The sequence below is a fragment of the Psychrobacillus sp. Z16_25 genome (assembly GCF_056856695.1).
This window is the reverse complement of the sequence record NZ_JBXEOV010000015.1, coordinates 14,947-37,860: the sequence shown is the minus strand read 5'-3', so window position 1 is coordinate 37,860 and position 22,914 is coordinate 14,947. Positions and strand designations below refer to the sequence as shown.

General features: G+C 38.8%; 23 protein-coding genes. 20 read left to right on the top strand and 3 right to left on the bottom strand.

What is annotated here, in order from left to right; genetic code table 11:
- Positions 1-7: 7 nt before the first annotated feature.
- Positions 8-730, top strand: a complete 723-nt coding sequence (locus AC1VU3_RS13960; protein ID WP_482983809.1) for a pseudouridine synthase — start codon at positions 8-10, stop codon at positions 728-730.
- A gap of 31 nt (positions 731-761) precedes the next feature.
- Here AC1VU3_RS13960 and AC1VU3_RS13955 read toward each other — a convergent pair whose 3' ends face one another.
- Positions 762-983, bottom strand: a complete 222-nt coding sequence (locus AC1VU3_RS13955) for a DeoR family transcriptional regulator (RefSeq protein ID WP_480390125.1) — start codon at positions 981-983, stop codon at positions 762-764.
- Between the two features lie 345 nt (positions 984-1,328).
- On the opposite strand from AC1VU3_RS13955, the gene pepV reads away from it, so the two are divergent.
- The 7 genes from pepV to AC1VU3_RS13920 are packed head-to-tail and all read left to right on the top strand — an operon-like array spanning position 1,329 to position 7,533.
- The gene (gene pepV / locus AC1VU3_RS13950) at positions 1,329-2,732 is read left to right on the top strand and encodes a dipeptidase PepV (RefSeq protein ID WP_482983808.1); all 1,404 of its coding nucleotides are present in this window, start codon (positions 1,329-1,331) and stop codon (positions 2,730-2,732) included.
- Position 2,733: 1 nt separating this feature from the next.
- Positions 2,734-3,585, top strand: coding sequence for a D-amino-acid transaminase (gene dat / locus AC1VU3_RS13945; RefSeq protein WP_482983807.1), 852 nt, complete (start codon positions 2,734-2,736; stop codon positions 3,583-3,585).
- Positions 3,582-4,124: an RNA 2',3'-cyclic phosphodiesterase gene (gene thpR, locus AC1VU3_RS13940; RefSeq protein WP_482983806.1), complete on the top strand. Its 543-nt coding sequence runs from the start codon at positions 3,582-3,584 to the stop codon at positions 4,122-4,124. Before dat ends, thpR begins: the two co-directional genes overlap by 4 nt.
- Before the next feature lies 1 nt (position 4,125).
- A complete protein-coding gene (locus AC1VU3_RS13935) occupies positions 4,126-5,097 on the top strand; it encodes a nuclease-related domain-containing protein (protein ID WP_480390121.1) in 972 nt (323 codons plus the stop codon).
- Positions 5,090-6,031, top strand: a complete 942-nt coding sequence (locus tag AC1VU3_RS13930; RefSeq protein WP_480390120.1) for a diacylglycerol/lipid kinase family protein — start codon at positions 5,090-5,092, stop codon at positions 6,029-6,031. The genes AC1VU3_RS13935 and AC1VU3_RS13930 overlap by 8 nt, the downstream gene beginning before the upstream one ends.
- Entirely contained in the window at positions 6,028-6,669 is a 642-nt protein-coding gene (gene trmB / locus AC1VU3_RS13925; RefSeq protein WP_480390119.1) for a tRNA (guanosine(46)-N7)-methyltransferase TrmB, read from the top strand. The genes AC1VU3_RS13930 and trmB overlap by 4 nt, the downstream gene beginning before the upstream one ends.
- A gap of 18 nt (positions 6,670-6,687) precedes the next feature.
- The gene (locus AC1VU3_RS13920) at positions 6,688-7,533 is read left to right on the top strand and encodes a YtnP family quorum-quenching lactonase (RefSeq protein ID WP_482983805.1); all 846 of its coding nucleotides are present in this window, start codon (positions 6,688-6,690) and stop codon (positions 7,531-7,533) included.
- A gap of 644 nt (positions 7,534-8,177) precedes the next feature.
- On the opposite strand, the gene AC1VU3_RS13915 is transcribed toward AC1VU3_RS13920, so the two are convergent.
- A complete protein-coding gene (locus AC1VU3_RS13915; protein WP_480390117.1) occupies positions 8,178-8,492 on the bottom strand; it encodes a hypothetical protein in 315 nt (104 codons plus the stop codon).
- Positions 8,493-8,666: 174 nt separating this feature from the next.
- Between AC1VU3_RS13915 and AC1VU3_RS13910 the strand changes: the two genes are divergently transcribed.
- From AC1VU3_RS13910 to AC1VU3_RS13865, 10 genes are all read left to right on the top strand, one after another.
- Positions 8,667-9,740: a M42 family metallopeptidase gene (locus AC1VU3_RS13910; protein WP_480390116.1), complete on the top strand. Its 1,074-nt coding sequence runs from the start codon at positions 8,667-8,669 to the stop codon at positions 9,738-9,740.
- Positions 9,741-9,797: 57 nt separating this feature from the next.
- Positions 9,798-10,319: a DUF84 family protein gene (locus AC1VU3_RS13905; RefSeq protein ID WP_482983804.1), complete on the top strand. Its 522-nt coding sequence runs from the start codon at positions 9,798-9,800 to the stop codon at positions 10,317-10,319.
- Between the two features lie 81 nt (positions 10,320-10,400).
- Positions 10,401-10,922: a hypothetical protein gene (locus AC1VU3_RS13900; protein ID WP_482983803.1), complete on the top strand. Its 522-nt coding sequence runs from the start codon at positions 10,401-10,403 to the stop codon at positions 10,920-10,922.
- A gap of 3 nt (positions 10,923-10,925) precedes the next feature.
- Positions 10,926-11,237 carry a thioredoxin family protein gene (locus AC1VU3_RS13895; protein WP_480390113.1) on the top strand — a complete coding sequence of 104 codons (312 nt, stop codon included), beginning with the start codon at positions 10,926-10,928 and terminating at the stop codon, positions 11,235-11,237.
- 59 nt (positions 11,238-11,296) lie between these two features.
- Positions 11,297-12,106 (top strand): DUF1444 family protein, encoded by an 810-nt coding sequence (locus AC1VU3_RS13890; protein WP_480390156.1) that lies wholly within the window; start codon positions 11,297-11,299, stop codon positions 12,104-12,106.
- Complete coding sequence (gene ytpR, locus AC1VU3_RS13885; RefSeq protein ID WP_482983802.1) at positions 12,103-12,711, top strand: YtpR family tRNA-binding protein; 609 nt, start codon at positions 12,103-12,105, stop codon at positions 12,709-12,711. The genes AC1VU3_RS13890 and ytpR overlap by 4 nt, the downstream gene beginning before the upstream one ends.
- A 403-nt stretch (positions 12,712-13,114) precedes the next feature.
- Positions 13,115-15,463, top strand: coding sequence for a DNA translocase FtsK (locus tag AC1VU3_RS13880; RefSeq protein ID WP_482983801.1), 2,349 nt, complete (start codon positions 13,115-13,117; stop codon positions 15,461-15,463).
- Between the two features lie 111 nt (positions 15,464-15,574).
- Positions 15,575-16,876, top strand: a complete 1,302-nt coding sequence (gene murC / locus AC1VU3_RS13875) for a UDP-N-acetylmuramate--L-alanine ligase (RefSeq protein ID WP_480390110.1) — start codon at positions 15,575-15,577, stop codon at positions 16,874-16,876.
- 259 nt (positions 16,877-17,135) lie between these two features.
- A complete protein-coding gene (locus AC1VU3_RS13870) occupies positions 17,136-17,594 on the top strand; it encodes a DUF948 domain-containing protein (protein ID WP_480390109.1) in 459 nt (152 codons plus the stop codon).
- Between the two features lie 18 nt (positions 17,595-17,612).
- Positions 17,613-18,182 (top strand): YtxH domain-containing protein, encoded by a 570-nt coding sequence (locus tag AC1VU3_RS13865; protein WP_480390108.1) that lies wholly within the window; start codon positions 17,613-17,615, stop codon positions 18,180-18,182.
- Between the two features lie 52 nt (positions 18,183-18,234).
- Here the strand turns inward: AC1VU3_RS13865 and AC1VU3_RS13860 are convergent, their stop codons facing one another.
- Positions 18,235-20,367, bottom strand: a complete 2,133-nt coding sequence (locus tag AC1VU3_RS13860) for a cell division protein FtsA (protein ID WP_482983800.1) — start codon at positions 20,365-20,367, stop codon at positions 18,235-18,237.
- A gap of 165 nt (positions 20,368-20,532) precedes the next feature.
- On the opposite strand from AC1VU3_RS13860, the gene AC1VU3_RS13855 reads away from it, so the two are divergent.
- Together AC1VU3_RS13855 and ccpA are read left to right on the top strand one after the other, a co-directional pair.
- Complete coding sequence (locus tag AC1VU3_RS13855) at positions 20,533-21,618, top strand: bifunctional 3-deoxy-7-phosphoheptulonate synthase/chorismate mutase (RefSeq protein ID WP_480390106.1); 1,086 nt, start codon at positions 20,533-20,535, stop codon at positions 21,616-21,618.
- Positions 21,619-21,790: 172 nt separating this feature from the next.
- Complete coding sequence (gene ccpA / locus AC1VU3_RS13850) at positions 21,791-22,789, top strand: catabolite control protein A (protein WP_480390105.1); 999 nt, start codon at positions 21,791-21,793, stop codon at positions 22,787-22,789.
- Positions 22,790-22,914 lie beyond the last annotated feature (125 nt).

Genomic DNA, 22,914 nt, shown 5'->3' with positions numbered 1-22,914 from the left:
GAACGGTATGCGATTAGATAAATTTCTTGCCCATATGGGATTCGGCACTAGAAAAGAAGTGAAGTCATTGATTAAATCAAAGGCGATTCAAGTGAATGGTGTAACAGTAAAGGATAGTGCTATGCAAGTAAATGAGCTAGAGGATAGCGTTATGGTGTACGGAGAAAAGGTCGAATACAAGCAATACATTTACTTGATGATGAACAAGCCTTCAGGCGTAGTCTCTGCTACAGAGGATACAAGAGATCGGACTGTGATTGATTTATTAGAGGAGGAAGACCGCCATTTTGCTCCTTATCCAGTTGGAAGGCTGGATAAGGATACGGTTGGTTTACTGTTGCTTACAAATGATGGAGATTTGACTCATCGCCTGCTTTCCCCTAAGAAGGACGTTCCGAAGGTTTATTACGCGAAAGTACAAGGTAGGGTAACGGAAGAGGATATACAAGCTTTTGAAGAAGGCGTAACGTTGGACGATGGGTATCATACAAAGCCAGGATATTTAAAGATCCTTTCACGTGGAAATATTTCAGAAATTGAGTTGACCATTACAGAAGGGAAGTTCCATCAAGTGAAGAGGATGTTTGAGGCTGTTGGTAAAAAGGTTATTTATTTAAAAAGGCTTTCTATGGGGGATTTAGTGCTCGATGAAGCATTGCAGGAAGGCGAATATAGAGAGCTTACAGATGAAGAATTACATATACTTGAACAAAAGAAGGACCAAGCTTAACAGCAAGGTCCTTCTTTTTCATATGGAATTTCTAAGATGTCATTCTCACTCTTTTGTTCGTCGTGGTCCATTTACCTCTTGTCGGGCTAATGACTAAGTCATTAAAAGCTAGCACATTCAAGTCTCGTTGAATTGTGCGAGGAGTGATGCCAAATTCATCGACCAGATCTTGTGTTGTAACAGTTCCGTTGTCTCGGATGAACATATACATGTCTTTGATTCGATTGAGCATCCGATCAGTAGTTGGTTTCAAAAGTACCCACTCCTTCATCTTCATATCTCATGGCAAGACTAGCGGACGACATGGGGTAATAGCAATAAATTGATTGCACTTAAGGTCCCCTTTACTATATAGGTATCAGAAAAAATATTATCTGACAATTATATTATAATAGATAGAAACAGAAAATTCTATAAAAAAACTAATCTTTTTGTGAAGAATTCGTAAATATTTCTTTTCTTGTGGTGGTTAAAAAGGGTTTGAAAAGATATAAAGGACTAAATCCTTATTTTCCCCGTCTTTAATTTTTAGAAGATATAATGTGAATAAATTCAAACTGGTGTAGAATAGTCATAAATATAAGTTGGAGGTAGCTACATGAATTGGTTAGAAAAAGTAGAAACGAAAAAAGAAGAGATAATTAGTGAGTTACAGAATCTAATAAGGATTCCATCTGTACTAGATGAAAAGAATGCAACAGAGGAAGCGCCGTTTGGAGCTAAACCACTCGAAGCATTAAATCATATGCTACAAGAGGGAGAGAAAGAAGGCTTTTTAACAAAAAATGTAGATAATATGGCAGGTCATATTGAAATGGGTGGAGGGGAGGAAATCTTAGGGATACTATGTCACGTAGATGTGGTACCTGAAGGAAAAGGATGGACTTATCCACCATACGAGGGGGTAGTCGCAAATGACAGAGTGTATGGTCGAGGAGCAATCGATGATAAAGGACCAACAATTGCTGCGTGGAATGCGATGAAGCTTGTCAAGGAATCTGGTATAGAGCTTTCTAAAAGAGTGAGATTAATCATCGGAGCAGATGAGGAAAGTGGTTTCCGTTGTATGAAGCGTTATTTTGAAAAAGAAGAAATGCCAGATATGGGCTTTGCACCTGATGCTGATTTCCCGATTATCAATGCGGAAAAAGGAATTGCAAATTTAATCTTTTCTCAAACAGGCTCCTCTGATGTAGAAACCATTCAATTTTTCCAAGCAGGAAAAAGAACGAACATGGTGCCAGATGAGGCATTTGCGTTTGTATTTGGCGGACTTCCTTCTATTAAACAAAAATTTCAGGAATTTTCTGCTGAGAATGGAATAACAGGAGAAGTAACACAGGAAGGTCCTGGAGTAAAGGTTTTGGTACATGGCAAATCTGCACATGCAATGGAACCAGACCAAGGCGTAAATGCAGCTGTTGTACTTGCAAAGTTCTTACAGCAGATTCCTCTTACTCCACACTCGAAGGCATTTGTAGACTTTTTAGTAAATGCATTTGGAGAAGACAGCAGAGGTCATGCATTAGACTTACATTTCACTGACGAGGTTTCTGGCGATACTACATTAAATCCAGGCGTCATCCATTATGCACCTGCACAAGGCTCCTGCACACAGGTTAGCATGAGGTACTCTGTGACCTATCCATTAGATGAAAAGCTTGCTGCATGCAGAGAAAAGTTGAAGGATACAGGTATCACATTAGACCTCGGCTCTAATTCAAAGCCGCATTTTGTGGATCAAAACGATATCCTCATTCAATCCTTACAGAAGGTTTATGAGCGTCAAACTGGAGAAAAAGCAAACCTGCTATCCATTGGGGGAGGCACTTATGCAAGAACTATGGAAAAAGGGGTTGCATTTGGAATGGTCTTCCCTGGCAGAGAAGATGTTGCTCACCAAGCGGATGAGTATGTAGATATTGAAGATCTGTTAAAGGCTACTGCCATCTATGCGGATGCTATAGTCGAACTAGCAGGCAAAAAAGGAAAGGAAGAGTGAGATGACAAAAATTCTTTGGAATAACCAGCTGATAGAAGAGGATAAGGTAGTCATTGGCTTTGAAGACAGAGGCTATCAATTTGGCGATGGCGTATATGAAGTAATTAAGGTATATGATGGAAATTTATTTACAGCAAAAGAGCATATTGATCGATTATACGAGAGTGCAGATAAAATCCAATTAGTGATTCCTTATACAAAGGATAAGCTGCATCAAATGATTTATGAGTTGATGGAGGAAAATAAATTAGAGAATGGTCATGTATACTTACAGTTTACTCGAGGTACTTGCTTTAGACAGCATCATTTCCCAAATCCTGCTGTAGACTCTGTATTAACTGCTTATACAAAGGAAACAAAGCGACCACTTGAAGATTTAGCTCAAGGAGTGAAGGCTTGCTTTGTGGAAGATATTAGATGGCTTCGCTGTGATATCAAATCCTTAAATCTGTTGGGGAACGTTATGGCTAAACAAGAAGCAGTAGGCAAAGGCTGCTTTGAAGCAATTCTTCATCGTGGGGAGATTGTAACAGAGGGCTCCTCCTCAAATATGTACGGAATTAAGGATGGTGTGATCTATACACACCCAGCAACAAACTTAATTCTTAACGGTATCACTCGCCAAGTAATATTAGATTGCTGCAAAGAAATAGGAGTGCCAGTAGTTGAAGAGGCTTTTACCAAGGAACAGGCACTTCAAATGGATGAGTTTTTTATGTCCTCAACAAGTGCAGAGGTAATGCCGATAATAAAGATTGAAGATACAACTATTGGAAATGGAGAGCCAGGAGAGATCACTCAAAAGCTTCAAAAAGCTTTTGAGAAAAGAATTCCTACATCTATACATGCATGAGTAACCACTATTTTATAGGAGTGAAAATTCCTCAATGGATTGCAGAGAAGATTGTCCAAGCAAGGCAAGAGACGACGCTTCGAAAAACGCATAAAAGCCTTCCATTAAAAGAGGATTTGCATATAACACTTAGCTTTTTAGGAGCTGTTGCCCCTGATGACTTAGAGGAGCTGATCCAGTCACTCGAGCAGATTGACTGGACTCCTTTTTCTTTAATGACTGATGGACTAGCCTTCTTTGGCAATGAAAGGACTCCTCGTGTTGTATTTGTTGGTGTTCAACATAAGGAAGAACTTCATACGTTACAAATGGAAGTAGCAAAAGTAGTTTCCTCCGTACTGGGTATTACTGATACAAGAGCCTATCGTCCGCATATCACCATTGCTAAAAAGTGGGCTTCTAGGGCTAGCTTAGATATAGAGAATTTTGATATAGAGGAAATGTCTTTTCAGGTAGAGAGCTTCTCCATTTTTCAAATAAATCCAACCAAAACCCCTCGTTATGAGGATGTACATTTATTCACTAGTAGGAGGGAATGAAGTGGCTCAGCTTGTTAAGCTTCAAGATTATATTTCAAGATATCAAATAGATTTGAAAAGATATCCCACTCAATTTGTTCGATTAAAAAAGCAACAATGGGAGCGTACGAAAAGTGAATGGGAAGATGGCTCTTTAAACGCTCAATGGGTAGAGGAAGAAGTGGTGGAGGACGACTTGGAGAAAAGCTCTTTTTTCTCCAAGCTCTTTCGTCGAAAGAAAGACCCCCTTTATGAGGAGGAAGTTGCGGCAGAGGAAATCGAAGAACTCATTCCTGAAGAAGATACCACCTTCCATTTTCAGCCCAATATCGTGTACCAGCCTCAAACGTTGGAGGAGCTAAAAAGAATGTATTTAGATCAGCTCTTTCATTTTCAAATTAAATGGGCAAGCTCTACATTGTTAGATAAATCCTACGTAGATCCGAAATTTATGAGGGACAGCTTATTAAGAACGCTGACATTACATTTACCTGATAATTATTTTTTATTGTACTATCCAATATTGAAGCTTAAAAAAGCACCAATAGAGTTAGAGATTCTATTAATCCTTCCTACTGAAATTATTTGTATAGTAGTTCTGGAGGGGCATGATTTAGATGCATTCATTGGAAGCAGTGACCGCTTTTGGCTTCGAAAGAGCGGAAAGGAAGAAAAAAAGGTACTTAGCCCGCTTATAAACCTAAATAGAATGGAGTCGATTATCCAACAGGTTTTTCAAAAGGAAGCAATCGATTTGCCTATTAGAAGAGTTGTGCTAAGTAGAAATGGCTATATTGATTACCCGGGAGCTGTGTACAATACGCAATTTATTGATACAAGGAAATTTCAAGCTTGGTTTAAGGCTCTTCAATCCAATCCTTCCCCTATGAAGCATATGCAATTCAAGGCTGCGCAGTCCCTTTTAAATCTTGTCCAAACAACTTCTTATTCTAGAGCGGGAGGGGAGTTGGATAGTGAGGGGTCAAATGATTAACGTGACAGTTATTATAAATGAGCATGCAGGAAACGGGAAAGCAAAGAAATTATGGAGTGATTGGCAGCCTAAGATTGTTTTCCCTTACACAGTCCTTGTAACAAAATATAGGGGACACGCTCAGGAGGTTTCTCAAAAGATTGCTGAACGTATGGAACCACAATTGATCATCATCCTAGGTGGCGATGGAACTGTACATGAAGTAATTTCAGGAATCATTGGAAGTGAACAAGTTCGAATCGGAGTCGTTTCCACAGGAAGCGGAAATGACTTTGGTCGAGCTTTTTCTGTATTTACTACAACTGAACAGCTTAACCAATATGTTGAGAATATAGATGCTGTCGATACTTACGATGCAGGGATATTTTCATTGAACGGCCAACAATTTAGCTTTGTTAATAGTGCTGGCTTTGGATTTGATGCAAAAGTGTCTGTCTCTGTTAATAATTCGTTTTGGAAGAGCAGGTTAAATACTGTAGGTTTGGGAAAGCTTGCGTATATTCTATTGCTGATAAAGGAATTATTTTTATTCCGAACATTTTCCACCACTTTACGAATAGGAGAAGATAGGGTAAAGTTTGATAATGTTTGGTTTGTCACAATAAGTAACCAACCGTATTACGGAGGCGGTATGAAAATATCACCGAAATCTTTACCCAACGATCAACTGTTCGAGATTACCGTCGTACACAACCTGTCGAAATGGAAGCTGCTGCTTGTTTTTGGTACTGTATTTTTAGGGACGCATACAAAATTTAAAGAAGTCAAACAGTTCCAGACAAATATGTGTCAGTTGACATTTAAAGATAGCACCCTGGTACATACAGATGGTGAATTTGCTTGTGGGGTTTCTCCGTTTGAAGAAGTCCAGGTATTTGTTCTCCCCCATGCGTGGAGAAATGCAACAACAAAGAAAAAGGAGTTAAAATCATGAGGTTAAGACATAAACCATGGGCTGAGGAATTTATCAATGCACATCCAGAAATTATTATTCCGAACCCAGAGGACTATAAAGGAAATTGGCAAGCTATATTTGGAAATGATAATCCTCTCCATATAGAAGTAGGAACTGGAAAAGGACAATTCATTACGGGTATGGCAAAGCAGAACCCGGAAATTAATTATATTGGAATTGAGCTTTATGATAGCGTCATCGTGTCTGCACTAGAAAATGCATTAGACGCTCAGCCACTGCCAAATTTACGTTTATTAAAAGTAAATGGTGCACATTTGGACAAGTATTTCGCTAAAAATGATGTTCACCGTGTTTATTTAAACTTTTCGGATCCATGGCCAAAGACGAGACATGCAAAGAGAAGATTAACACATGAAGGATTTTTAAAGCTGTATGAGTCAATTTTAATAGACCATGCGGAGATTCATTTTAAAACAGATAATCGTGGATTATTTGAGTATTCGTTAGTTAGTATGTCTTCTTATGGCATGAAACTAAAGTATGTATCATTGGACTTGCATGCTGAAATGCCTGAAGATAATATTATGACGGAATACGAAGAAAAGTTTTCCGCAAAAGGGCAACCGATTTACCGACTGGAAGCTCAATACGTTTAAAAAAAGGGGTTGGCATGAATGGATATGTTCACTTTTCATGAAATGACATTTACATGGCTGAAGGGAGGGACTACTCATTTGGACGGGGGTGCCATGTTTGGAGTAGTTCCTAAGCCATTATGGGAAAAGAAATACCCTGTAAATGAAAAAAATCAAATTGAATTAGCTTCAGACCCTATTTTTATTCAATACAAGGGACATCGTATATTGGTGGAAACGGGACTTGGCTTTGGCAAATTTAACGAAAAGCAGCTTCGTAATTATGGGGTTAGTGATCAATCGGTAGTAGATGATAATTTAGTAGAGCTTGGGTATTTGCCAGAGGATATTGATATTATTCTAATGACTCATTTACATTTCGACCATGCTTGCGGATTAACAAAATGGGTAGATGGGGATCTGGTTCCTGCCTTTCCGAATGCGAAAATATATGTATCCGAGATTGAGTGGAATGAGATGAGAAATCCAAATATTCGATCGAAAAATACCTATTGGAAGGAGAATTGGGAGCCTATTCAGCACCAGGTTGTCACGTTCTCGGATTCCATGGAGGTAGTAGATGGGATAGAGATGATCCATACTGGCGGTCATAGTGATGGACATAGTATTTTGGTGTTTAAGCAAAATGGTGAGACGATTGTTCATATGGCGGATTTGATGCCGACGCATGCTCATCAAAATCCACTATGGGTGCTAGCTTTTGATGATTATCCGATGACTTCTGTGTTTGCGAAGGAAAAGTGGATAAATGAAGGCTTGCAGAATGGGTATTATTTTAGTTTTTATCATGATGCTTTTTATCGGTTGGTTAAGTGGAGTGCCGATGGGAAAGAGATTGTGGAGAAGGTTGAGCGAACAAAATAGTTTTTTTCAAGCGATAATCCGAATTGGGTTATCGTTTTTTTTAGTGCCTGCGGCTTTCTGGGAGAGAAGAAGATGAAGAAGAGAGGTCGCTCTCGGCGGACGCTTTCCGGAGGCCAACAGGATGTTGGTCAGGGAAACGTTGTCACACGATGTGACGTTCTTAGTTTCCCCTCCTTCAAACATGCCATCGCCGAACGCTTGCGCGTGCCGTTGCGATGTCTCATCTTTCTCACTCATCCCACCGGAGTCGCCGCCAGCCGCTTCCTGTTAGAGATAGAGTGTATGGAGAATAAGTAAAAAATCTAGTATCTTCTCTAATCTTTTTACTCTATAGAGATTGGAGGCGTAAAGTTCCATTCTTACAATCTAATCAGTACATATAGAATAAGCCATACTTAACGATGATATATACATTACTACACACCCCCACCATCTTTTCTGTCCATAGAAAAAGTAAAGAAACCCTCCTATGCAAAGAGCCGTCTTATCGAGTTTCATGTTGTCGATAAGATGGCTCTTTTAGTTACTCAAACCATTGGGCTTTTGGCAATTTGATTTGGCTGAGTCCAAGGGGAGTAGTTATTATATAAAAAGTTCAAAAGCAGGATAGCAGAAGTCTATTAGACTCGTTAGTGTTTTGATTTTTAGATTTTTACTAGATCAACAACGGTGCCGGTTTTTGCGTCAGCTGCAAATTCGAATTGTTCGAGCTCGCCGTTTTTAATGCGGGAAACTCCGCCTTTATATACATCTAATTTAATTACATCTTTTTGATATGGTTCGGGAGACATGAAAATCCAAGAACCGTCAATTGGTCCTTCTTCTTTAAAGGAATCTTTAATATTATTAAGAACTAAATCTGCAGGTTTGTTTTTATTTATTCTGGAAGCAGCTTGACTAGCAACCACTCCAATGACAATACCTGTGCCTAGACCCATCATATAATCTCTAAGTTTCATCCATATTCCTCCTCTTCATCATTTATTTAAGTGTATCACAACACTGGAAAACTTATAAATTTTTCGATTATCGAAGTTTTAGTATAGTAAACGGGTAGAACTTTTATTACAATAGAAGATGAATCTTTTTGAAATAAATAGAAAATACTAAAGCTTTAGGAGGATACTTGCACTATGAATGGAGAAACACTTTCCTTATTTAAGACATTAACCGAGTTACCTGGAGCACCTGGTAACGAGCATGCAGTACGTTCTTTTATGCGTGAAGAGCTAGCAAAGTATTCTGATGAGATTGTCCAAGATAATCTTGGAGGTATTTTTGGCGTTAAAAAGGGCGATGAAAACGGACCAAGAGTGCTAGTTGCTGGGCATATGGATGAAGTAGGCTTTATGGTTTCAGGGATTACGGATAATGGTATGCTACGCTTTCAGCCACTAGGTGGTTGGTGGAATCAAGTATTGCTTGCCCAACGCGTAGAAATCGTGACAAAGAATTCTACGATTCCTGGAGTAATAGGCTCTATACCTCCTCACCTCCTAAGTGATGAGGTTCGCAATAAACCGATGGATATAAAAAATATGTTAATTGATGTTGGTGCAGACGATAAAGAGGACGTAGCAAGAATGGGTATACGTCCGGGAGACCAAATAGTACCTGTTTGTCCATTTACTCCGATGGCTAACGAAAAGAAAATAATGGCGAAGGCTTGGGACAACCGTTATGGCTGTGGACTTAGTATTGAGCTATTAAAGGAGCTTCAAGGCGAAAAGTTACCTAACATGCTCTATTCTGGTGCTAACGTAATGGAAGAGGTTGGACTAAGAGGTGCCCAAGCATCTGCTAACATGATTAAGCCAGATATCTTTTTTGCGCTAGATGCTAGCCCTGCAAATGATGCCTCGGGCAATAAGAATGAATTTGGTCAGCTTGGCAAGGGCACGTTGTTACGTATCTTTGACCGTTCCATGATTACTCATCGTGGTATGAGAGAATTTGTATTGGATATGGCAGAAACACATAATATCCCATATCAATACTTTATCTCTCAAGGCGGAACAGATGCAGGAAGAGTGCATACTGCGAATGAAGGTATTCCGAGTGCTGTAATAGGTATCTGTTCAAGATATATTCATACATCTGCATCTATCATACATACGGATGATTACGCAGCTGCGAAAGAGCTCCTAGTGAAGCTTGTAAAGGCATGCGATAAGACAACCGTAGAGACAATTAAAGCGAATGTATAAAAAGATGCCCTCGAGGCATCTTTTTTCACATCATCATTCGTTCATAGGAGATATTTAATGAAAATATTAATTGGAACAAAAAATAAAGCAAAAACATTAGCTGTAAAAAACGTCGCAAGTCTTTATTTTCCGGAGGCTATTTTTGAGAATCAATCCGTTTCATCTCTTGTTGCGGATCAGCCTGTGAGTAATGAGGAAACCAGACGAGGAGCTATCAATAGAGCCAGACAGCTTCTAACGAAATTTGATGGGGATATAGCAATTGGATTAGAAGGTGGGGTAACCCAATTGGAAGAGCAAATGTATGTCTGCAATTGGGGGGCATTAGCAACAGCTGAAGGACAAATCTATACAGCGACTGGTGCTGGTATTCCTTTACCAGAAGAGGTTGCTACTCAAATAAGAGAAGGGAAGGAACTTGGTCCGGTCATGGACGTCTTTACGAATAAGAAAGGTATACGTCATGAAGAAGGGGCTGTTGGTGTATTTACGGATGGTCTTGTCAATAGAAGTGAAATGTTCGAGCATATTATGAAGCTCCTAATTGGACAATATTTACTCTCGCAAAAACAGAAGTAAGAAGAAAAGTACTTCTAGTTGCAAGGAAACATAATCATCGTTAAAATATATAGCAGTCATGCTTGAATGGGAGGAACCAAAATGACTGGAAAATGGATGCGACTAATTCTCGCGTCACTAGCTGTCATTTTATTAGTTGGATGTGCTTCTTTGGAAGAAAGAGCTGTCGATGGATTAGAAAGTGCAAAAGAAACATTTCAAGGTGAGCCAGAGACACCAAACAATGAAGTTGGCAATATAAAATTATTTTTACCTAGTGGATATTCTGTAGAAGATGAATCGAACGAATCGAATATACTCTTATCAAAAGGCAAAGATTCTTTTATATTATTTATTAATCCAAATGAAACACCAAAAAGTAAATTATATTACGAACTGATGATGGCAAATAGTAATGTGAATATCATAAAGGAAGAAGTGTTTGAGGCAGAGAACCGTTTTGGTTTTGCTGCAATCATTCAGAATGGTGAAGAAAGCTTCGAACTGGTTACAAGTATCGGTGGAATGAAGCTAACGACTATTTCTTCTGAAAAGAATATTGCAAGTAATTTGAACGAAATGATGACGATAATCCGATCTATCCAAACACAAAAGGAGGAATAGAGAATGGAGAACCTAGCAAACTTGGAGCAATTTGAGAAATTGACACAAGGAAAGAAGACTGTATTTAAATTTACAGCCGATTGGTGTCCTGACTGCCACTTTATCGATCCTTTTATGGACGAGGTAGAAAAAGAGTTTTCGGATTTCACTTTCATCTCGGTAGATCGAGACAAATTTTTAGACCTATGTAGCCAGCTGGACATCCTTGGAATACCAAGCTTTGTTGCATTTGAAAATGGTAAAGAAATAGGTCGTTTCGTTAGCAAGAATCGCAAAACTCGAGAAGAGATTGAATCATTTCTTCGAACGCTTTAAGTGGACGGTTCACGTATGTGAGCCGTTTTATACTTTACCATGATGGAAAGGGTGGTATGATGAAGGCTCTTGAATTGATAAGAGAATTTAAGAAGAGACTATCCGAGGATACGTATAGTTACGACTACAATAGAGAAACGAATAAGCTTCGTTTAACCCATAAGGGTCTGGAGAGAGGAATTGAGATTTCCGTCCCGCCTATCCTAGCTAAATATGAAACAAAAAAAGAGAAAATAATTGAAGAGGTTGTTTACACTATCCATCAGACGTTCGAAGCGATGGAAAAAGAAACAGCTATCGATTTGTCCGGAGCGATTTATCCTGTTATCCGTTCTACCTCCTTCCCAAAAGAATCGAAGGATGGCAATAAATTCGTCATGAAGGATCATACGGCTGAGACGAGAATTTATTATGCAATAGATTTAGGAAACACCTATCGCTTGTTGGATGAAAAGATGATTGCAGAGCGAGGTATACGAGAGACAGAGGTTCGTGAACGTGCGCTTTTCCAAGTAAGAAACTTACCAAACAAATATAAAAAAGATGAAGTAAATGGTAATATCTTTTATTTCTTTAATAACAATGATGGTTATGATGCAAGTAGGATTTTAAATGAATCTCTATTGAAGGAAATGAAAAGCCAAATTTCTGGAGATATGACTGTATCCGTACCTCACCAAGATGTTATGATAATTGGAGATATACGAAACGAAGTAGGCTATGATGTGCTAGCTCAGATGACGATGCACTTTTTTACTGTTGGGACTGTACCTATCACCTCTCTTTCCTTCATCTATGAAAACGGAGAGCTGGAGCCTATCTTCATTATGGCAAAGAATCGAGTGACAAAGGAGCAAGAAGACAAATGAATATTTTTTACAATGCTGCAGGCGTAGGAGACGTACTATTAATTCAATTAAACACTGATAAGGTGGAAAACGTTCTAACGGAAACAAAAGGAAATGTTACTTTTGTCAAAAATGCAGAAAATGAGGAAGTAGTTGCAATAAACATTTTTCAGTTTGGCAGCTACCATAAAATAGAGTCAGCTGGCCCGGTTACACTTACAGAGGAATTCGTAAGTATTGTCCAACAAGCATTGGACGCAAATGAAGCGAATTATCAACTGGATGTTGATCTATCACCAAAATTTGTAGTAGGCTTTGTTGAATCCATTGACCAGCATCCAAATGCAGACAAGCTAAAAGTTTGCCAAGTAGACGTAGGTGACGAGAAGCTACAAATTGTATGTGGTGCACCGAATGTTGATGCGGGACAAAAAGTTGTAGTAGCTAAGGTGGGGGCTGTAATGCCTTCTGGAATGCAGATAAAGGATGCAGAGCTTCGTGGCGTTCCTTCTCATGGTATGCTTTGCTCTGCAAGAGAGCTTGCTCTTCCAAATGCACCTGAAGTTAAGGGGATACTAATTTTAGATAATGCTGCAGTGGTTGGAAGCCCATTTGAAGGTAACTGATTAGCAAAGCGATAAGTTATAAACAATTGGTTGTCGTTTGATAACTCTCGAAAAAAGCATGGCAAGCAAATAAAGCTAGCCAAACATTTGAGAGCGTTCTACGACAACCAATTTTTTCGTGGGTTGCATGGTAAATTTAAAACGATATAGCTTTGTGGATGAATATTTGACATACATAACAGGGAAAACGTTCTTAGATAATTAACTCCAAAACTAAGGTCATGATGTATTAATAAGCGTTTACATATTATAAAAATATGATGTGGAGTAAATGTTATACAACTAACTTCTTAGTAACTCCCGTATACTCATACTTTTTTTGACCTATTATTTAATATAATAAGGACGGATACCTTAATTATTGGTAAAATAAAAGGTATCGAAAAGAAAGAGTGATGAAGAATTGAATTGGTTAAAGAAACTTTTTAAAACAACAGATGCAGAAAATATAGAAGAAGTAGAGCTAGAAGAGGAAGTAGTGGAGAAACAAGTTCGACAATCGAAAACACCATTTCGGTTTCCTTTAATCTCCGATCATGAAAAACAAGAAATTTTACATGGCAGGACTACTGAATACAAGAGGGAAATCCCAGTTGTAGAGAAAGAGCGAGAGAAAGACCCTTTTTATGAAAGAGAAACCATTTTCCCTGCGCCACCTCGAAAACGGGAGACAGTGGTTCCTATACAGCCAAAGCCAAAGCCGATTTATCAACAGCCCCAATTTAGCAAAGAGCCAGAGATAAGACAAGTTACAAAGAGGAGACCTTTTACACCTACCGATGTTCCTTCTCCTATCTACGGTTTTAAGAGACCTTCTCAGATAGAAGAACTGAATAAGCAGTTAGTAGAAGAGAAGCCAGTTACTAATCCGATTGATATTCCATCCCTTCAAGAAGAGACGGAAACAATAGAAAAGCCAATCGCAGCTAGAAGCTCTATAGAGCTTAGTACTGCTGAGGTTGATGTAAAAGCAGCTTTTGTACCTGTTGAACTACAGGAAGAAGAGGAAAAGGCAGAAGAGATAGTTGCTGAACCGGTAGAAATAGTTACAGAACAGCATGTACAAAAGGATCCAGGCATTCAAGAGGTAGCTATTACTCAGGTAGAAGAGCTTACATGTGAGGAAGTCCCGGTCGAGTTGAAACAAGAAGAACCTAAAAAGAAAGAAAACATTCGACCATTTAATGTCCTGATGTTGAAGTCAGATAAAGAAAAGTTGAATAAGTTAGAGAATAGAATAAAAAATATAGAACCTGTTTCCACAGGCATTCGAAACACTCCCAGTAAAACTTCCTTAACAGTTGTGCCAGGGGTGAAAGAGGTCGAATATGAGCCACTAACTACTGCTTATCAAACACCTTCCTTTAGTTATTTGCTTCCTCCAGAGGAAAAGGATGAAGACAAGGAGTGGATGGAGGAGCAGGCTAAAACATTAATTGAAGCCCTTTCTTATTTCCAAGTAACTGGAGAAATTATCCGGGTAGTCCAAGGACCTGCTGTTACTCAATTTGAGCTTACTGTAGGACACGGAACGAAGGTAAGTAAAATCCGTAACCTTTCGGATGATTTGAAGTTAGCACTTGCGGCTAAAGATATTCGAATTCAAGCTCCAATTCCAGGAAAGAGTTCAATAGGAATTGAAATCCCAAACCGTCGTTCAAGGGCTGTTAGAATCTCCGAAGTGTTAAATACAGAGACATTTAAACAATCCGACTCTCCGTTAGAGGCAGCTCTTGGTCTTGACCTTACAGGAAAGCCGTTAACATTGGATTTACGAAAGATGCCTCATGGTTTGATTGCAGGGGCAACAGGCTCTGGGAAGTCTGTCTTTATTAATTCCTTATTAATCAGCTTGTTGTATAAGGCGACTCCTGATGAATTAAAGCTGATGTTAATTGATCCGAAAATGGTAGAACTCGCTCCATATAATCATATTCCACATTTAGTGAGCCCTGTTATAACAGATGTCAAAGCAGCCACAGCAGCTTTAAAATGGGCAGTAGATGAGATGGAAAGACGCTATCAATTGTTTGCTCATGTGGGAGTTCGCGATATAAGTAGATATAACACGCTAGCAACGGAGAAGAGACAGTTTGCACAGAAGCTTCCGTATCTTGTTATTGTCATTGATGAGCTTGCTGATTTAATGATGATGGCGCCTACGGACGTGGAGGATGCTATTTGCCGTATTGCACAAAAGGCTCGAGCTTGTGGTATACATTTAGTACTGGCAACACAACGTCCTTCTGTAGATGTTATTACAGGATTAATAAAGGCGAACGTTCCTACAAGGGTTGCTTTTTCTGTTTCGTCACAAATAGATTCAAGAACTATTTTAGATCAACAGGGAGCAGAGCGCCTATTAGGAAAAGGAGATATGCTATACCAAGGGAACGGGATGTCGAGTCCTATCCGAGTTCAAGGCACGTATGTGTCTGATGAAGAAATTGAACGTATCATTGAGCACGCAAGAACACAGGGAGAACCTGAATATCTATTTGAGCAGGAAGAATTGCTACAAAAGGCGGAAGTGGCCGAGCAAGATGATTTATTTGAAGAGGCCTGTCGATTTGTAGTAGACCAAGGTTCTGCTTCTACCTCTTTATTACAGCGTAAATTTCATCTTGGCTATAATCGGGCAGCAAGGTTAATAACTGCCATGGAGGAATGTGGTTATATTTCTGAGCAACGGGGTAGTAAGGCTCGAGAGGTAATACTATCCAGTGAAAAGCTTGATGAAATATTTAGTTAAATGTAATTATTAAGGTATTGGATTAAATAGTGATATAATGGGAAATACGTCTAATGAGGACGAGACGCTATTTAATGTATATAAGTGGGACTGATCCCAGGAGGTTTACGTATGACAAAGTATCATTTTACAGGGATCAAAGGATCCGGAATGAGCCCTCTAGCACAAATCCTTCATGATGAAGGTCATTATGTGCAAGGTTCTGATATCGATAAGTATTTCTTTACTGAAAAACCATTACATGACCGAAATATAAAAATCCTATTATTTGACGAGGCGAATATTGAAGAAGGAATGACGGTAATTGCTGGTAACGCATTCCAAGACTCTCATCCCGAATTAACAAGAGCAAGAGAGTTGGGACTAGAGGTTATTCGATATCATGAATTCCTAGGAAATTACATGAGCAACTTTACGTCAATCGCAGTTACAGGGGCACATGGAAAGACCTCTACAACGGGGTTATTATCCCACGTATTAAGTGGATATAATCCTACCTCGTATTTAATCGGTGACGGAACAGGAAAAGGTGTGGAAGATGCTTCTAACTTTGTATTTGAAGCATGTGAGTATCGCCGACACTTTTTGTCCTACCATCCTGATTATGCGATTATGACGAATATTGACTTCGATCACCCGGATTATTTCTCTGATATTGAGGATGTATTTAGCGCATTCCAATCAATGGCCATGCAAGTCAAGAAGGGCATAATTGCTTGTGGAGATGACTTATATCTTCAACGTATCACAGCAGCAGTTCCTGTTGTGTATTATGGTTTTGGAGAGCATAATGATTTTGCGGCACGGAATATAGAGATTACAGAAAAGGGTACTTCCTTTGATGTATTTGTAAGAAACGAATTTTATCATCGTTTTTCCATCCCGATGTTTGGAGATCATTTAGTCCTTAACTCGCTTGCAGTTATTTCTTTGTGCCAATATGAAGGAGTGCCAGCGGAAGTTATACAAAAGGGCCTTGAGACCTTTGAAGGGGTTAAGAGAAGATTTACGGAAACGACCATAGGCAATCGAATCATTGTCGATGATTATGCTCATCATCCAACTGAAATAAGAGCAACTATTCAATCAGCTCGTCAAAAATATCCGTCTAGAAAAATTGTTGCTATATTTCAGCCTCATACTTTTACTCGTACACAGAAGTTTTTGCATGAGTTTAAAGAAAGCTTGATGCTTGCTGATGAGGTGTATCTGTGTGATATTTTTGGTTCAGCAAGAGAAGATGCTGGAAACCTAACAATAGAAACCCTTGCAGAGTTAATCGAAGGAAGTCATATCCTTCATGAGGATACTGTGGAACAACTGCTGGCATATGAGGATGCATTATTTATCTTTATGGGAGCAGGCGATGTACAAAAGTATCAGAGAGCCTTTGAAAACCTATTAACAAATTGAACAAAAAGGATGTCTAAAAAGTTTTTGCTTTCTAGGCATCCTTTTTTATTGTGGCTTTAGCCGGAGAGATGAGCATAGGAAAACGACCAGTATGACAACAATTTGAAGTATTTGACTGTTATATTTGAAGGTTCTACGAAGTTTTATTATTTTTAAAGGATTATCCAAAGAAACGTAGTATAGTATTAAGTAGGAAGTTTAAATCATTTCTTTTAGGGTAAAATTACAACATACTATTTAGTTAAAGGAGAGTGTTCGGATGGAGAATTTATTATACATAGCTGCTATAGTTGCTGCAATTGCTTTTCTAATACTTTGTATTAGTTTAGCTGTTACCTTATCATCCGTGAAAAAGACATTAAACAATGTAGCAGAAACGTTGAATGGTTTGGAGTCACACTTACAAAATGTTACAAAGGAAACTGCTGATTTACTTCATAAGACCAATGAGTTGGCTGATGACATCCAACATAAATCGGAGAAACTAAATACAGTAGTAGATGCTGTTAAAAATGTTGGGACTTCTGTTAACACTTTTAATCACTCTATTCAACGCTTTACGGATACAGTATCGAAGGAAGTAGAGAAGAATGAGGATAAAATAGCACAGGTTGTCCAGTGGAGCAGTATTTTCTTTGGTATCCGTGATAAATGGAAAGAAAGAAAAGCACTAGAGCAAGCTGGTTATTATACATTTGAAGAAGAAAAAAAACGATAAAAAAATGGAGGAATGTACATGAGTAACTTTGAAAATAGCAAACCGAATTATAAAGATGCAAATTTTAATCATGAATATTTTTCGAACCAAGCTTCCTATGATCGACAAGCGAACAGCTATCCTCCGATGCCATCTTACAATCAAAGAAGTAGCATCTATGAGGAGAAAGAGGTAAATGGAAAGGATTTTATCCTTGGCGTCCTAATTGGTGGAGTTATTGGAGCTGCAACAGCTCTTCTATTGGCACCAAAAACTGGACCAGAGCTACGAGATACTCTAAGCAGCCAAGCAGGCCAATTGAAGGAGAAAACAATTGATTTATCCTCTACTGCTAAAGAAAAAACAACACAGCTTTCTAAGCAGATTCAAGAGCAATCGGGCCAACTTGTGGATAAGGTAAAATCCTTAAAAGGCTCACCGTCTTCTCCGCAGGACGATGGAACTGCTTCCTCAGAAGGTGAGGAGCCATTAGATTTTATGGAAACCATTACAAATACTTCGGAAGAATTAACAGCACAAGAGGAAAATGCTACTGCAGTAGCGGAAGCAATTAAAGAAGCTATCTCCGAGGAAAACAACAAAAAATAACATCAAAAAACTGTAGCCAGGTGATAAATACTTGGCTACAGTTTTTTAATGCTTAACGGAAAATAATGTCCAATTTATCTCCATTTACAATTTCTTCGTTAAATCCTGATGGGTTTCCATTCCTTAAGATTTCGAAAGAACCAACATTTTTAGGTAAGGTCCATTCAATATAGCGAAATACATCCTGAAAAATCCATGGTGTGTTCTCTTTTTCCTCCCAAATTATACTAGAGCCATTTGGTACGAGGTCAGCGGATGCTAGTTTTTTATTCTGGAAGCTAACTGTCGCACATTCTCTTGTTAGTTCCACAAGGTCTCCTTGAAAGAAAACGGTTATTTTATCTGTTAGCTTCTTATCCAGACATTCAGCTATTTCATGAAGTGATGGACTCCTATTTCCCTCTATGTGAATGACATCATCCTGCTGTATCGGAGAGGATAATCTAGCTGGCGAGTTATTTATAGAAAGAGTAGAGGAGAGCCTCGGTACAGCATAATTCTGATCGTTTATTTTGATTGAATAAGGGGCAAGCTTCTCTAAATATTTTGGATGCCTTGTCTTTAAGAACTGCTCAATCGTCTGAATTGGTTCTACTTGTACTTTATCTCTCTCGTGCAGAACAGAGGATAAACCAGCGGGATTGCCGTTGATAGTTATGACTGGCTCTAATGTATATAGGACGCCTTGGAATGTAATAGTCCTGACAGAAGCCTCATCTAATAAATCACGTATAGTCGCTGTAGCTGGTTTTCCATCTTCTCCTTCTATTACTTCAATTTGATCATGATGATTGATCTGTGTTTTGGTTGTAGAGCTAGCTCCATTTACTTTTAAAACAGCTGGATGTCCATGCTCACCAGGAACATGTATTGTTTGTCCATTGATGGTTACTGATAAAGCAGGGCCAGGTTTTCCGTAAAGCTTTCTTGAAGGAATGTTTGCTGCGAGTAATGCATCTCCAACCGTCATCTCTTTCAGTTCAAAAAGTCGAACTAACTGGTTATTTACTTCTACCGTCATATACTGGATTGGTGCTTTTTTTGTTGCAATTGCAATTCCAATTGGAGTCACTAACTCAGGTGAAGTAGGGATATGATATTCCTTCGTAAGCAAAGGAATGGCATCTATTCCTCTCACGGCAACACGGTTAGCTGGAAGCTGAAGCTTTTCTGCTAGGATAGAAGTGATTCTTGGTGTCAAGCTACCTCCTCCAACAAGCATGACAGCCTTAGGAGATTTTTTGTTGTTCAATCTTAGTATTTCTAACGATATGTATGTAGCTAACTCGTGAATGGATGGTAAAATGGAGTCGATTACTTCCTCCTTTGGTATTTGCTGTTTGAAGCCCAAGATATCTTCAAATTCTATTAGCTCGTTGTCGTTGATTTGTCTTTTTGCTTTCTCGGAGAGTGGAAAGTCTAAAAGATAATGGTCACTTAGTGCCTCTGTTATTTCGTCTCCTGCATATGGAACCATTCCATAGGCTACAACGGTTCCTAAATCCGTAATTGCGATATCGGAGGTTCCGGCACCGATATCTACTAAAGCCACATTCAGCCTTCTCATGCTTGGAGGTATTAGGACATTTATTGCCGCAATTGGCTCTAAGGTTAGCGCCTCCATTTCTAGATTAGCTCTCTTTAATGCAGATAAGAGCGATTCGACTACAACCCTAGGTAAGAAGGTAGCAATCACTTCAATAGATGCTTCATTACCCTGTTGATCTACTAAGCTACCAATCTCCTCTCCGTCAAGCTTATAATAAAGGACGCTATAGCCGACACAGTAATAATGACTAGTTAACGGTCCTTCTTCAGCTTGAACAAGCTGTGACTGGGCTTTTTGGACAGCTGATAATTCTAAACGACTAACATCCTCCTCAGAAAAAATCGGTCTATTTTTTATATTTATCGTCACAGAAGCCTGCTCTGTCTTAAGTGCTCTACCAGCAGCAGCCACACTAACCTTTTCAAGCTTTCCATATTTTTCTTCTAATTTTTCTTTAATAGATTGGATAACTTCTGCTACTTTAAGTACATTATGTATCTGACCATCAAGCATGGCCCTTTCCTTATGCTCTTCCACCAAAATGTCTTTCACATGAAAGCCTTCTTCTTTTTCTTCCAGGATTATTCCAACCACGGATCTTGTCCCAATATCTAAAGCAAATAGAGTAGATGACAACCATTTCACTTCCTTTTCATTCACGCACTTTAACGAGTTAAATCGCTAAAATAAGACGTGACATTCTCAGTTATATTGATTATAATAATGTTTATATCTAAGAATGTATCATAATTTTCAGTCGATAGAAAGAGTGATTGAAACTTTGAAAGGGGAAATAGAAGAATGAAACAAGTTGATTTAGAAGCCCTTCGTAGCCGTGTGGATGATATAAATGTGGAAATCCTTCGTCTAATCAATGAGAGAGCCGAGGTTGTCCGTGAAATAGGAAAAGTAAAAGAGAAGCAGGGTGTTAATCGTTACGATCCCTTACGTGAACGACACATGCTCGATCATTTAAAGGAAAATAACAACGGGACCCTTCCGCAATCAACCGTAGAACATATATTTAAAGAAATTTTTAAAACAGCGCTTGAGCTTCAAGTAGACGATCAAAAGAAAGCCCTTTTAGTTTCTCGTAAAAGGAAATCGGAGGACACAATTGTTACGATTAATGGAGAGCAAATAGGAACAGGTACTCCTTCTTTTGTATTCGGACCTTGTGCAGTAGAATCGTATACACAAGTGGCAGAGGTGGCAGCTGCAATCCAATCAAAAGGCTTAAAATTAATCCGTGGGGGAGCATACAAGCCTCGTACATCCCCTTATGATTTCCAAGGTCTAGGATTAGAGGGCTTGAAAATATTAAAACAAATTTCTCAAGAATATGGCTTAGCAGTTGTATCGGAAATTGTGACACCAAGTCATCTAGAGGAAGCTCTTGACTATATCGATGTCGTACAGGTTGGAGCACGAAATATGCAAAATTTCGAGCTGTTAAAGGCAGTAGGATCAATTAATAAACCTGTTCTCCTTAAACGAGGTATAGCGGCTACTATTGATGAATTTATTCATGCAGCAGAATATATTATTTCTCAAGGAAATGACCAAATTATTTTGTGTGAACGCGGTATTAGAACATATGAAAAAGCAACAAGAAATACGCTAGACATTTCAGCAGTGCCAATTCTAAAGCAAGAGACACATTTACCGGTGTTTGTGGATGTAACACATTCAACTGGACGAAGAGATATCTTACTTCCAGCAGCAAAAGCAGCAATTGCGATAGGGGCAGACGGAGTAATGGCTGAAGTACATCCAGATCCAGCGGTTGCACTTTCTGATGCTGCTCAACAAATGAACCTAAAACAATTTGATGAGTTTTATGATTCATTACAGAAGTTTATGAAGTCTCATGATATTCGTTCATAGGTAACTGAAGATACTTGCCTAAAATGATTTCTCTCGTATAAATAGAATAATTCGGTAGGGTGTTCAGAAAGTTATCACTTTTTGGGCACCCTCTTGTTAATTTAATTTGAAAGTCTGAAGGATTATCAAGTATTATGGTTATTATAAGAATAAAAGAAGAGGAGGGTGAGCAATGACTATCACTATATATGATGTGGCGAGAGAGGCGAACGTTTCCATGGCTACTGTTTCACGTGTAGTAAATGGAAATCAAAATGTTAAGCCTGCCACACGTCAAAAGGTCCTAGCTGTTATTGAACGTCTCGATTATCGTCCAAATGCAGTAGCGAGAGGACTTGCAAGTAAAAAGACGAAAACCGTAGGAGTAATTATTCCTGATATATCCAATGTGTTCTATGCAGAACTTGTTCGAGGTATTGAAGATATAGCTACCATGTATCGTTATAATATAATTCTTACCAACTCGGATCAACAAGAAGACAAAGAAGTACAGCTGCTCTCCACATTATTAAGTAAACAAGTGGACGGGATTGTCTTGATGAGTGATGATTTATCCCCAGAGATGCAAAAAGAAATGGAAAGAGCAAATGTGCCGATAGTTTTAGCAGGCACTGTGGAAAAAACAAATACATTTCCATCTGTGAATATACATTACCAAGAAGCTGCTGAGGAAGCAGTGAGTCGTATTATTAGGAATGGTCACAACCGGATAGCTTTTATTTCTGGAGCAATGTCCTCTATTATTAATCGCGACTATAAGCTTGCTGGATATAAGGATGCAATGAAAAAGGCAAAGCTAGAAATTGATGATGATTTGATTGTCTGGGTAGATAATACATATGATGATGGATTAGCGGCCTGGGAACAACTGCAACAGCTTGAAAATCCACCAACAGCCTTTTTTGCAGGAAGCGATGAGATAGCTATCGGGTTGATTCATGGGGCTCAAGATGCAGGGAAAATGGTGCCAGAGGATGTAGATGTTATCAGTTTTGAAAACTCAAAGCTTGCTCGAATGGTTCGTCCGCAGCTTACAAGCGTTGTCCTTCCTCTTTACGATATCGGAGCAGTATCCATGAGACTGTTGACGAAGTTCATGAATAAAGAAAAAATTGATGAGCAGACGGTCTTTCTACCATATCGGATTGAAGAAAGGGATTCAGTAAAATAAATGCTTGGATTATATCCCCAGAGAATGAGAAGCACTTATGATGATAAGAATCATAAGTGCTTTCTTATGTGTTGGGGAGTGTTTGGAACAAATAAAGGTTAATCGGTAAAAGAGATAACTTTCTA